The 13,182-nt window shown below is 21.6% G+C and carries 9 protein-coding genes; 2 read left to right on the forward strand and 7 right to left on the reverse strand.

Going from position 1 to position 13,182, the window contains the following annotated elements; genetic code table 11:
• Window positions 1-434: 434 nt before the first annotated feature.
• Window positions 435-575, forward strand: coding sequence for a hypothetical protein (locus FEF22_RS00170; RefSeq protein WP_210352255.1), 141 nt, complete (start codon window positions 435-437; stop codon window positions 573-575).
• A gap of 108 nt (window positions 576-683) precedes the next feature.
• Here the strand turns inward: FEF22_RS00170 and FEF22_RS00175 are convergent, their stop codons facing one another.
• From FEF22_RS00175 to FEF22_RS00190, 4 genes are all read right to left on the reverse strand, one after another.
• A complete protein-coding gene (locus FEF22_RS00175; RefSeq protein WP_210352256.1) occupies window positions 684-2,339 on the reverse strand; it encodes a hypothetical protein in 1,656 nt (551 codons plus the stop codon).
• Window positions 2,340-2,650: 311 nt separating this feature from the next.
• The gene (locus FEF22_RS00180) at window positions 2,651-3,742 is read right to left on the reverse strand and encodes a hypothetical protein (protein WP_138107776.1); all 1,092 of its coding nucleotides are present in this window, start codon (window positions 3,740-3,742) and stop codon (window positions 2,651-2,653) included.
• A gap of 428 nt (window positions 3,743-4,170) precedes the next feature.
• Window positions 4,171-4,953, reverse strand: a complete 783-nt coding sequence (locus tag FEF22_RS00185; RefSeq protein WP_138107777.1) for a hypothetical protein — start codon at window positions 4,951-4,953, stop codon at window positions 4,171-4,173.
• Between the two features lie 395 nt (window positions 4,954-5,348).
• Window positions 5,349-6,179: a hypothetical protein gene (locus tag FEF22_RS00190; protein WP_138107778.1), complete on the reverse strand. Its 831-nt coding sequence runs from the start codon at window positions 6,177-6,179 to the stop codon at window positions 5,349-5,351.
• Window positions 6,180-7,673: 1,494 nt separating this feature from the next.
• Here FEF22_RS00190 and FEF22_RS00195 point away from each other — a divergent pair.
• A complete protein-coding gene (locus tag FEF22_RS00195) occupies window positions 7,674-8,066 on the forward strand; it encodes a Fe-Mn family superoxide dismutase (RefSeq protein ID WP_138107754.1) in 393 nt (130 codons plus the stop codon).
• Between the two features lie 905 nt (window positions 8,067-8,971).
• Here the strand turns inward: FEF22_RS00195 and FEF22_RS00200 are convergent.
• The 3 genes from FEF22_RS00200 to argS form a co-directional block, all read right to left on the reverse strand.
• Window positions 8,972-9,316, reverse strand: a complete 345-nt coding sequence (locus tag FEF22_RS00200) for a holo-ACP synthase (protein ID WP_138107779.1) — start codon at window positions 9,314-9,316, stop codon at window positions 8,972-8,974.
• A 44-nt stretch (window positions 9,317-9,360) separates the two neighbouring features.
• Entirely contained in the window at window positions 9,361-11,364 is a 2,004-nt protein-coding gene (ligA, locus tag FEF22_RS00205) for an NAD-dependent DNA ligase LigA (RefSeq protein WP_138107780.1), read from the reverse strand.
• Window positions 11,365-11,432: 68 nt separating this feature from the next.
• Window positions 11,433-13,127 carry an arginine--tRNA ligase gene (argS, locus tag FEF22_RS00210; protein ID WP_138107781.1) on the reverse strand — a complete coding sequence of 565 codons (1,695 nt, stop codon included), beginning with the start codon at window positions 13,125-13,127 and terminating at the stop codon, window positions 11,433-11,435.
• Between the last annotated feature and the right edge of the window lie 55 nt (window positions 13,128-13,182).

The following is a 13,182-nucleotide window of genomic DNA, read 5'->3' on the forward strand; positions in this document are numbered from 1 at the left end:
TATAAAAAAAATGACTTATTCTTTCATGTTATATAGATGGAAGAATAAATGATTAAAGGTCTGCATACCTAAAGGAGTCGCGTAGATAATTAGAGTAACTTCGATCTTCCTAAACTTATCTTGGAGAAAAGTATTCTCTGAAAAAAAACACAGAATAGACTGTGGAAGTAAGGAAAAAGCAGAATCATAGTAGTCGTGAGTAATTTAAAGCTTCTTTTGGAAGAAAGAAGTGGACTGACTCACCAAGGCAAAGGGTAACAACCTTTACAAGGCGAAAGAGGAAAAAGAAGTTTTGAGAAAAAACTTGTTTAACCGCCGAATGCTTGGAAACTTGCTTGTTCGGTGGTGTGAGGGGCTTAGATTAATATCTAGTAAAGAGAAAAACGGTCTAATTCTATCTCGATAAAGAAAAAGAATTTTGTTTTCAAGTTAATTTGTTTGTTGCTATTGAAAATATATCTATTTTAGAAATTCAATCAATTATGGAATTAGCTCATAAAAAATGTCTTATTTCTAAATTTTTAGAACAATATCCTTATTTTAAAATGACGGCTATTGAATATTCTAAGATTTAACAAAATTAATTTAAAAATAAAAAAAACTATTTATGTTTTTTCATAAATAGTTTTTTTATTTATATAATGATTAAAATAATTTTTTTTAAATAAAATTTAAAAATTTATTTATTTATACCAAAGACTACTAACTACAGTGCTTATTTCTTTACTCATGTTTTTTTCTATATAATTGAAAACAAATTGATGTTCTGAATCTTTTAACACTTCTCTACCTTTTATCATTGCTTGTTTAAATATACCATTTACTAATTTTACGATTAAAGGTTGTAATTCGTCATAATCAAATTTTTCTTTATTGAAACGTTCTACTTCTATTTCATCCCATGATTGTACATCTAAAATTTCACTAATTATGAAATCTACAGTATAATCTATTATTTTTCTGTGTGTGGAATCAGGGTATTCTTTAAATAATCCGTTAGTTAAATTAAACATAGTTTTAGAGCTTGCTAATTCACATTTAATTTTTTTAGATTTTAAATCATTAGCAACTAATTTATCAGTATCTCCTTCGAATGCTCTAGTTAATATTGGAAGGCTTCTATTTTTATGTTCTTTAAAATGTTCATCTGATTCATTTTCTATTTCATCATCGAATTTTGCGGAAAAAGTACTTGTTGTTAATTCTTTTTCTTTATCTTCTTCATCAGATTCTTCATCAGAAAAGAATACTTGTTTTTCTTCGGAATCTGAATTTCTTTTCCAAATTGTTTCCCATCCGTCATTTTCTTCTGGTTTAATTTCTTTATCTTGTTTTTGAACTTCAGTAGAAACGTAATCCTTTGTTTCTGTTATTTCTTCTGTTACTTCTGATGTTTTTTCTTGAAACTCATGTTCATTTTCATCATTTTGTTTTTCATTCTCGTTAGAAAAGAATTCTTGTGTTTCTTTTGCATTTGAATTTTTTTTTCCCATAAATTGATTTTCTTGTTTTTCTTCTGGTTTAATTTCTTTATCTTGTTTTTGAACTTCATTAGTAACGTACTCTTGTGTTTCTGTTACTTCTTCTGTTATTTCTTCTGTTATTTCACTTGTTACTTCTGATTTTTTTTCTTGAAACTCATGTTCATTTTCATCATTTTGTTTTTCATTTTCGTTAGACAAGAATTCTTGTGTTTCTTTTGCATTTGAATTTTTTTTTCCCACAAATTGATTTTCTTGTTTTTCTTCTGGTTTAATTTCTTTATCTTGTTTTTGAACTTCAGTAGCAACGTACTCTTGTGTTTCTGTTACTTCTGATGTTTTTTCTTGTTTTTCATTGTCATTAGAAAAGAATTCTTTTTTTTCTGTTACTTCTTCTGATTTTTGTTCTTTATCTTCAGCAGAAACGAAGTCTTGAGATTCTGTTACTTCTGAATTTTTTTCGTTTTGTTCAGTTTCATTAGCAACAAATTCTTGTTTTTCTGTTACTTCTGATGTTTTTCCTTGTTCTTCATCTTCAGTTTTTTCTTCAGTAGAAACAAATTCTTGTTGTTCTGTTTCTTCTGATTTTGTTTCTTGTTTTTCTTCTTCAGCTTCAGCATTAATGAATTCTTCATTTTTCGTTACTTCTTCTGATGTTTTTTCTTGTTCTTCATCTTCAGTTTTTTCTTCAGTAGAAACAAATTCTTGTGTTTCTTTTACTTCTGAATTTTCGCTTTTTCCTTCCGAACCGAAAACAGTATTAGGTGATAAGAATAAAATTATTGAAAAAGATAATAAAAGAAAAGCTAAAATACTAGAATAATAATTTAAATTATTATTTTTATTTAATTTTAACAAAATCCTTATAAACCTCCTAATTTTAATTGATAATTGCAAAATTTATAATAATAAGAGAAAGAAATTTTAAATTTTGTTGTTCAATAATATATAATATATTGATAAAATATTAAAAATATATTCAAAATTTAACATAATACTAATATATGAATAATTTATATTATAATAAGATATTTTTATTTTTTTACTTTATTTATTTAATAAAAATAAACTAATTTAAATTTTAAAATAAAATATTTAAAATATTAAATAATTATTTTTTTTATTTTATTTTTTTTAAAATTTAATTTTGTTTTATTTCGCTTTATTTATTATTTATTTATATTAACTCTTCTCCTAGTTATAATTGGATGAAATACTAATTCAGTTATTTCAAAGAATTCACTAGGTTCATTCAACTGATGGAAAATATGATAATTATACTTTTGCGGTATCGGTGCTGAGTTAAGACTTTGTTCTTCTGTAAAATCTATAATATAAATGTTACGTAAATTTGGATTATAATTTTCTTTTATAATAATTTTTGTTCTTAAATTTGTACAGTCATTTTCTTTATTATTTGAATTTGTTTTTTTTAAATTATGATAACTACTTTCTAAAGTTATATTTAAAATTTTCGATTCTTCTAAAATATCACCATTTTTTGAATTTTCATCATATGAGAAAAATTTTTCAACAAAATTATTAATTATTGTTTTTAATTGTTCTTTTGAAATATTATTTCTTTTAAAAACTTTGTGTTCTTCTGATGTTATTTCAATATTTTTACAAATTTCATCTTGAGAATCTGTTTGTTCATCATTTTTAATTTTTACTAGAAAAAATTTTCTATTTTTTTCTGATAATTCTTTAAAATCTTTTTTTTCTTCTTGTATTGATGTTTTTATTAAATCTTCGTTATTTTCTTTTTTTGTCAGAAAATTCAGTTCTTCTTTTTTAGCAATGCTACTCGCTTGTTTTCTAAATTGTTCATTGTTTTCTAAAATTTCTAAAAGTCTTTCTAAAGTTTTTAAAATATCTTTATAAGAATCAGAATTTTCTTTGGTTAAAATTGAAGTACTTCTGATATTTTCTGTTATTTTGAAATTTCTTTGTTCTTTAATATATTTATCTTTTTCTAATTTTTCTAAAAGTTCTTTAAAATCTTTTTGTTCTTTAAGACTCAAGTTTTTTCTCAAATTTTTATTTTTTTCTAATTTTTCTAAAAGTTCTGAATAATTATTTTCGAAAAAGAAAAGATTTTTGTCTTTATCTTTATTTTTTAATAATCTGTTTATTAATCTTAATGATTCAATCAATTCAATATCTTTTTCATTGATTGATTTTGTTTTTTTAGAAAAAGAAGCGAATGCAAAAATTATTTTTAATGAAAATAAATTTACTAATAAAACAAATAGAAACATAATTATATATAAAAATTCATATATAGTTAAATTTTTTTTATTATTTTTTTGGAAATAAAACAAAATTTCTTATTTTCAATCCTCCTTTATTAAATTTTGATATATTTTTTTTGAAAAAAATTATAAAATTAAAATAAAAGATTATTTATATAAGGAACTTTTTCTTCTTGCTACAAAATCATTATAACAATTTTTATATTTGTTATCAAATTAAATAAATATTAATAAAAATAATGTTTATATGGTCTTTTTTTATTGTTTTTATATAGAATTTATTTGATTTATTTGAAATGAAAAAAAACTATTTATGTTTTTATTTTTACATAAATAGTTTTTTAATATAAAATTTTAAAATTTCTATTTTTTGTTAAATATTTAATTTTTTTAAATAATTGTATTAAAAAAATTTAAAATAAATTAATTATTTTTTATTTAAACCAAAGACTATTAACTACAGAAGAAATTTCACTTTTCATATGATTTTCAAAAAAATCAATAATATATTGATATTCTGAACCTAATTCACTTTTGCTAAGTGTGATTGTTGTTTTAAAAATCCCATTTAATGTGTCTTTTATAACATCTTTGAATTCGTCATAATCATAAGTTCCTTTAGGAAAACGATCTACTTTTATATAACCCCATCTTTTAACATCTAAAATTTCATCAATTATATAAGATGAAGTATAATTAATAGCTCTTTTATGAGATTTATCTGGGTATTCTTTTTTTACTAAATTAGTTAACTCTTGCATAGTAGCAGAAGTCGCTAATACAGTTTTTGATTCTAAAGATTCGAAACAAGATTGAAATACTGCTTCAATTGTTTCTTCAACTTGATTTTCTGAATTCAAAGCGCTTTTAGTTTCTAGAAAACTAGAGACAAATTTATTTTGATCTTCTGTTTGTTCATTTTGAATGATATTTTGAATACTTTGTTCTGCCACCACCAAGGGGTTTTTATTTAATTTTCTTTCCTCGATTTCTTTTATACTATTATTTTTATTTTCTTCGCGATAAGATTCTTTTGTTTCTGAAATGCCTGCATTTATATTATTTTCAGAATGATTCGAATCATCGGAAAAAGCTAGAACAACATTAGGCGTTAACGATGAAATAATCATTGAATAAAAGAACAAAAAAAATATTGAAACAAAAGAAAAGTAATTTAATTTACCTTTTTTATTTAATAATAAATCTTTTTTTAACAAAGTTCTTTATAAACCTCCTAATTTTAATTTTTGATATTTTTTTATTTTTTTTATGATGATACTTATTTTTTATTTAATTAACTTTATTTAATTTATATATTATATCTATCTTATATATTTTTTTAATTTAATTAATTTAAGTATTTTTAGTATTTATTTTTTATTTGTTATTATAATCCAAAAATAATCAAAAAAAATTATAATTTTGTAAAAATAAAAATATAAAAAATAAAAATTAAATATTCATTATTATTAAATATTATTAAAAAATTTTATATATTATTTTTTCTATTTAATTTTTTTTGAATTTACTTTAATCTTATTTTTTTATTTTTATTAATAGTTTTTCTGAAAAGAAGAAATTTTTTTATTATTGTATTGTTATATTGTTAGTATTAAGTCAAAAATATTAAAAATAACATATCTTTTAATTCAATAGAATCGTCTTTAAATTTATTTTTTAAATCATTATAATTCATTTTTTCTGCATTTTCATCTTCTTCTTCTTCTTCTGCATCAAAGAATGACTCTGAATAATCATCATCTTCATTTTCAATAACTTCTTTTGTGATGGTTAAATTATTGTTTTTATTGTTACTGCTATTATCTTTGAATTTTATTGTTTTAGTTCTTGAATTACTAACGAATAAATTATTTATGCAAAGACTATTTCCTTCTACGAAAGCGAATACATTTTTTTTATTTTTATTATCTGATTTATTGCTTTCTGATATTATTTTTTCAATAAAATCTAAAGTTAATTTTCTTTTTTCAATTTCTTTTCTTTTGTGAATGTTTGCTAATTCTTTTTCATGTTTTTTTTCTTGTTTGTATAAATCTAATAAACTATGTTGTTGTTCTTCTTCAACTGTTTTTTCCGGAGAAGAATCAGAATCAGATTTCTTTTTTTCTTCAATTTTTGGTTTTTGTTCTTTATTACTTTTTTTGTTTTTTAAAGAATTATTGTCGTTTTCCAGAACAATATTATCAGAATCTTTTTCTTTTTTAAATTCTTTTTTATCTTTATCTTTGTTAATTGCACTCATTACGTTAACCAAGCCTTTATTGCATTGTGGTTTTTGATTTTTAGCAACATTTTTTGGTTCAATAAAGGATTCAGAATTTTTATTCTTTTCCTCCGATGCCTGATTATTTTTTTTCTCTGAATTATGGGCAAAAACTATTTCTGATGAAAATAAAATTATTACAAAAAGAAAGAAAAACATAAATGCGTATATAAATTGAAAATAAATGAAAAAATTTTTTTTATTATTTGAATTTTCTAAATTCACTAACCTTGAACAAAACAAATCCTTTATTTTTAATCCTCCTAATTTTTATTATATTTTTTTGTAAAAAAATTATAAAACTAAACATAAAGATTATTTATATAAGGAACTTTTTCTTCTTGCTACGATTTCATTATAACAATTTTTATATTTGTTATCAAATTAAATAAATTTTCATAAAATTCATCATATATGAATATAATTTTTATAAAAATATTTTTATTTTTGATAATTTTTGACACACTTTTTAAAGTATTTTTGTGGTTTATATTTAATGAATAAAAAATAATTATTAAACTTTATTATATAAAATTTATATAAAATAAAAAGATACTATATTGTTTTATTAAAGTAAATATATTAAAATAATATTATGTTTATTTATATACTTTATAATATATACGTTATAAACTTTTTTTTTTATATATTCTTTTTTTTTATAAAAGAGAAGTTATTTTTTCTTATTTAAATTTTATATAGTTTACATAGTACATAGTATACTTTCATATAATATATTCTATATTTATTCAGAATAAAAATATCATGATTTTTTAAGATTATTATTATATGTTATTTATTATTCTTGAATATTTTTTTATTTTTATTATTATGAAATATTATGTTTTTTATATTTTATTTTTTTATATTTAACAAAATTTTTTGATTAAAAAGGAGTTTTTTAATTATTAAGCAAAAGAAAATTAACAAAGATTCAAAATTAATTTTATATAATGAAAATATTCCTAAAGGTGAATATGGGCGCGAAATGATGCCTAATTATCAGTGATTTCACGCATCACGAACATCATGATAATGTGTTCCTTCAGATTCTTGGCTTTTGAAACGAAAGAATCAAAAGTTACAGCAAAGAATAAAAGCGGGTTGAGGAGAAATTCATATCCAACAAGATCACGCCAGAAGAATGACTCACATGGATAACCTTTATGAAAGAAGGCTAAATGCAATAAACGGGGTAATTGTACTACTGAACAGAAATGAATTGTAACTGTTCATCAAAGTTATTTGAAAATTATATTATTGGATTTTCAAAATTATCAATGTTTTTAAAAAACATTATAGGTTTATTGTTAACTAACTTTGAACCCTACCTGCAAATAAATGAACTTATTCTTTAATGTTATATAGATGGAAGAATAAATTATAAAAAAGGTCTGCATACCTAAAGGAGTCGCGTAGATAATTAGAGTAACTTCGATCTTCCTAAACTTCTTTCAGAGAACAACATTTTCTGAAAAAAACACAGAATAGCCTGTGGAAGCAAGGAAAAAGCAGAATCATAGTAGTCGTGAGTAATTCAAAGCTTCTTTTGGAAGAAAGAAGTGGACTGACTCACCAAGGAGAAGGACAACAACCTTTACAAGGCGAAAGAGGAAAAAGAAGTTTTAACACAAAAACTTTTTTAACCGCCGAATGCTTGGAAACTTGCTTGTTCGGTGGTGTGGGGGGCTTAGATTAATATCTAGTAAACAGAAAAACGGTCTAATTCTATCTCGATTAAATAATGGTGGTGGATTTTTAAATCATTGTTTTTTTTGGTCAATTTTAAAATTAAATACAAAATATGATGATAAAAGTGAATTACATAAATTTATTAAACTTTATTTTGGAGATTTAGAAAATTTTAAAAATCAATTTTCTTTAGAATGTCAAAAACTTTTTGGTAGTGGTTGGACTTGGTTAATTTTAGATTTTGATAATAATTTAAAAATTGTTTCAACTTCCAATCAAGATGTTGTTTTATTATCAGGACATGCTATTTTAGGTATAGATTTAGGGCGCGAAATGATGCCTAATTATCAGTGATTTCACGCATCACGAACATCATGATAATGTGTTCCTTCAGATTCTTGGCTTTTGAAACGAAAGAATCAAAAGTTACAGCAAAGAATAAAAGCGGGTTGAGGAGAAATTCATATCCAACAAGATCACGCCAGAAGAATGACTCACATGGATAACCTTTATCAAAGAAGGCTAAATGCAATAAACGGGGTAATTGTACTACTGAACAGAAATGAATTGTAACTGTTCATCAAAGTTATTTGAAAATTTATTAGTAAATCTATTTTCAAAATTATCATTTTTTTTATAAAAATAAAAAAATATAAGGTCATTATTAACCTAACTTTGAACCTACCTTTATATAAAAAAAATGACTTATTCTTTCATGTTATATAGATGGAAGAATAAATGATTAAAGGTCTGCATACCTAAAGGAGTCGCGTAGATAATTAGAGTAACTTCGATCTTCCTAAACTTCTCTTAGAGAAAAAAATTCTCTGAAAAAAAACACAGAATAGTCTGTGGAAGCAAGGAAAAAGCAGAATCATAGTAGTCGTGAGTAATACAAAGCTTCTTTTGGAAGAAAGAAGTGGACTGACTCACCAAGGAAAAGGGTAACAACCTTTACAAGGCGAAAGAGGAAAAAGAAGTTTTAACGCAAAAACTTTTTTAACCGCCGAATGCTTGGAAACTTGCTTGTTCGGTGGTGTGAGGGGCTTAGATTAATATCTAGTAAAACAGAAAAACGGTCTAATTCTATCTCGATAATACTTTAATTATTATTTTCTCAATACAAATAATTTTTTATTTACTTATTACTTATACAAAATATAAAAAAAATAAAATAAATAATAAAAAATTAACAAAATAAAAAAGAGTCGAAAAGACTCTTTTTTTATTTTTTATTATAAATTTTTTTAATTATAAAATTAAAAAAGTAATAAAACAAAAGCTGCGGCATAATTATCAGTATGAGTAATAGAAATAATAATTTTTTTTTTCAAAGGACCTTCCACATAAGGAAATCCAAATTCCAAATCATTTAAAATAGACCAATCAGAATAATTATTTTTCAAATTACCTTTACGATAAGCTTTAAAAATAGCCTCTTTCGCAGCCAATCGACCCGCTATAAAACTATATTTTCTTTTTAAATTGCTAATTTTATCATAAAGTTCTTTTTCTGAAGGAGAAAAAATACGATTAACGAATTTTTCTATACCTATTTTTTTAATTTTTTTAATTTCTATTAAATCAATACCAATGTTTTTCATTTAATTTTTTTTAACCTTTTAAAAAAATATTTTTTTAATTAAATTTATTGATTATCTAAAATAGTAAAAAATTCTTTTTCATTCAAAATTGGAATTGATAAATCAACAGCTTTTTGAAAATTAGAACCAAAATTTTTTCCATAAATTAAATAATCTATCTTAGAAGAAACTGATTTTAAAATATAAGCATTATTTTTTTCTAAAATTTTTATAACTTCTTTTCTAGAATAATTAGAAAAAACTCCTGTTAAAACTATTTTCTTTTTATAAAAAAAATTATTATAAATAAAATGATCTTTTTTATTTTCTTTTGAAGAAAAATTAATATTATATTTTTTCAATAAATTAATTTCTTGTAAATTTTTTGTATTTTTAAAATATTCGTAAATACTTGTAGCTATTTTATCGCCTACAGAAGGAATTTCTAAAATTTCTCTAATTGAAGATGAAATTATATTATCAATATTTTTAAATTTTGTTACTAATAATTTAGCAATTTTTATTCCTATATTTTCTATTCCTAAACCGAATAAAATTCGGTCAAAAGATTTATATTTACTATTTTCTATTGAAATAATAATATTATTAATTTTCTTATTACCAAAATTATGTAATTTTTCTATTTGAGAAACAAATTCTTTCAATTTATATAAATCTGAAATTTTTCGAACAAATCCTTTTTTAAATAAAAAAATTAAATTTTTTTCTCCTAAAAAATCAATATCCAAAGCTTCTTTGGAAGCAAAATGAATTATTTTTTTGATTTTTTTTTCTTCACATTCATCATTACAACAAAAATAATCTACATTATAATCATCTTTTTTAATTAAAAAAGAATTACAAGAAGGACAATTTGTAATCATTTCAAAACGTTTTTGATTAGTTCTTTTTTCTTTTATAACAGAAATTATTTCAGGAATAACGGAACCAGATTTATGTATTAAAACAAAATCATTTTCACGAATATCTTTTTTTTCAATATAACTATAATTATGAAGAGAAACTTTAGAAATTAAACTACCAGACACAATAACAGGAACTAAATGCCCTATAGGAGTTATAGAACCTGTTCTTCCTACTTGAAAAAAAATTTTTTTTATAATAGTTTCGCTAATATCTGAATTAAATTTATAAGCAACAGACCATCTAGGAAATTTAGAAGTACTTCCTAAAACAGGATAAAATTTTAACTCATTAACTTTAATAACAACACCATCTACGTTATAAGGTAATTCTTTTAATAATTGTTTATATTTATCAATTGTGAATATTAAATCATCAAAATTATTCACAACATAATAATTATTATTAACATTAAATCCCATTTTATTTAAAAAAATTAAAACTTCTTCTTGAGTCCTAATAAATAAAGGAGGTTCAACTATAGAATAAAAAAAAGAAGATAAATTCCTTTTTGAAACTATTTTTGAATCTAATTGCCTTAATGTTCCTGAAGCAGCATTTCTAGCATTAGAAAACAAATTTTTTTTATTATTTTTTTGAAAATTATTTAATTTTTCAAAATTTTCATGATCAAAAAAAATTTCTCCTCTTACAAGTAAATCAATAGGTTGATTAAGTTTCAAAGGAATATCTTTAATAGTTTTAATATTATCAGTAATTAATTCTCCTTCAATGCCGTTACCTCTAGTAGCTGCATAAACCAAAATACCTTTTTCATATTTCAAACTAATAGCAACTCCGTCTATCTTAAGTTCAGTAATAAATTTGAAATTAACAATTTTTTTAGATATTCTTTTGAAAAACTCTTTTAATTCTTTTTTGTCAAAAACATTATCTAATGATAACATAGGCTTTTCATGAAATATTTTCTTAAATTTATAACTAATAAAGCCTCCTATTTTCGAAGTAGGACTGTTTTGTAATTTATATTGAGGATATTTTTTTTCTAAAATTATCAATTCTCTCAATAAAGAATCATATTTTTCATCTGTTAATGATGTTTGATTTAAATGATAATACTCATAATTTGCTTCATTTAATTTTTCTGTTAAAAATTTTATTTTTTTTTTAATATCTAAACTCATAACCAATAACCTGATTTAATAATTTTTTTCAAAATTAATAATTTAAAAAAATAATTTACAAATAATAATCACATTTTTTCTAAAATAGGTATTCCTAAAATATTTAATCCTTCTTTTAACACAATCACAACTGATTTTATTAATATTAAATTAGAATATTTTAAATTTTCATTTTCCGCTAAAATTTTATTTTTTGAATAAAATTGATTAACTTTTTTAGCTAAAATAATCAAAAATCTAGCTAAAATACTAGGCATATTTTTTATTTTAGATTTTTCTAAAATATCATCAAATTGATCTATCATTTTAATCAAAACAAAATAAGAAGATTTTTGAAAATAAATACTAATATTATCCCAAATTAAAGAATTTATTTTATTTAATGAAATTGGATTTTTTTTAAAAATACTTTCTAACCTAACAACAGTATATTGCAAATAAGGACCTGTATGACCTTCTAATTGTAACATTTGTTTTAAATTAAATTCAATATCCAAATGACGATCGTTTTTCAAATCATTAAAAACAATAGCCCCAATAGCTATTTTATTAGATATTTCTTTTAAATTTTTTAAATTTGGATTTTTTTGAATAATTTTATCTTGAATCTGACAAGAAGCTTTTTCAATTATATCTATTAATTTATAATCATTATTGGTTCTAGTAGAAATTTTTATATTTTGCGCTAATACTAATCCAAAATTAATATGTTCTAATTTAAAATTAAAACCCATTTTTGAAAGAATTTTTTTCATTTGTTGGTAATGTAATTTTTGTTCATTTCCGACAACATATAAACATTTGTGAAAATTAAATTTTTCATAACGATAAATAGCACAAGCTATATCTCTTGTTAAATAAAGAGTACTTCCGTTTTCTTTTTGTATCAAAGCAGGGACACAATCATTCCCTAAAGGAAAAATATAAGCTTTTTTATCTAATATTAATAAATTTTGCTTCTTTAAATGTTTTAATAATTCAATCGCTTTATTATGAAAAAAAGATTCTCCTATATAATAATCAAAATTTATACCCAATAAATTATAAATTTTTTGAAATTCTATTAAAGAAATGTCTTTAAACCATTTCCATAATTTAATAACGTCATTTTCTTGATTTTCTAATTCATTAAAAACTTTTCTAGCTTCTTGATTAAGAAAATCATTTTTCATAGCTTCTTCATGAAAACGAATATAAAGTTTTTGCAATTGATCTATAGGGTTTATTATAAGTTCTTCTTTTTTTCCCCATTTTTGATAAGCTAAAATCATCTTACCAAATTGAGTTCCCCAATCTCCTAAATGATTAATACTAATAGTTCGAAAACCTAATTTTTTATAAATATTTTTTAAAGCATTGCCAATAACAGTAGAACGCAAATGTCCTATTGAAAAATTTTTGGCAATATTAGGAGAAGAATAATCTAAAATAATAACTTTATTATTTTCTTTTTTTTGTCCATAATTGCTATTTAATTTCAAAACATTCATTAAAATTTCTTTATTAATATTTTTTTTTTTTAACTTAATATTTAAAAAACCATTTATAAAAAAAATATCTTCTATTTCTTTTAAAGAAACAATTTCTTTTTTTAATTTCTCAAATATTTGCAAAAAACTTATTTTAAATTTATTTTTATAAGGAAACAAAGGTAAACATAAATCAAAACTATCATCTTTTCTATTTTGTCTCAGAGATATGTTAATATCATATTTTGATTCTAAAATTCTTTTTATTTTTTCTTGAATAATTTCAAAATACATATTTTATCCTTTATTATTTTTAAAATTATATTAAAAAAAATTTATTTTATTTTTA

Source organism: Texas Phoenix palm phytoplasma (genome assembly GCF_005774685.2).
GTDB lineage: Bacteria > Bacillota_I > Bacilli_A > Acholeplasmatales > Acholeplasmataceae > Phytoplasma.

What these genes read in the sequence shown, in the direction of transcription:
- ligA (WP_138107780.1), bottom strand. Translation starts at nt 11,364, where the DNA reads ATGAGTTTAGATATTAAAAAAAAAATAAAATTTTTAACAGAAAAATTA.
- FEF22_RS00200 (WP_138107779.1), bottom strand. Translation starts at nt 9,316, where the DNA reads ATGAAAAACATTGGTATTGATTTAATAGAAATTAAAAAAATTAAAAAA.
- FEF22_RS00190 (WP_138107778.1), bottom strand. Translation starts at nt 6,179, where the DNA reads ATGTTTTTCTTTCTTTTTGTAATAATTTTATTTTCATCAGAAATAGTT.
- FEF22_RS00195 (WP_138107754.1), top strand. Translation starts at nt 7,674, where the DNA reads ATGCTTGGAAACTTGCTTGTTCGGTGGTGTGGGGGGCTTAGATTAATA.
- FEF22_RS00180 (WP_138107776.1), bottom strand. Translation starts at nt 3,742, where the DNA reads ATGTTTCTATTTGTTTTATTAGTAAATTTATTTTCATTAAAAATAATT.
- argS (WP_138107781.1), bottom strand. Translation starts at nt 13,127, where the DNA reads ATGTATTTTGAAATTATTCAAGAAAAAATAAAAAGAATTTTAGAATCA.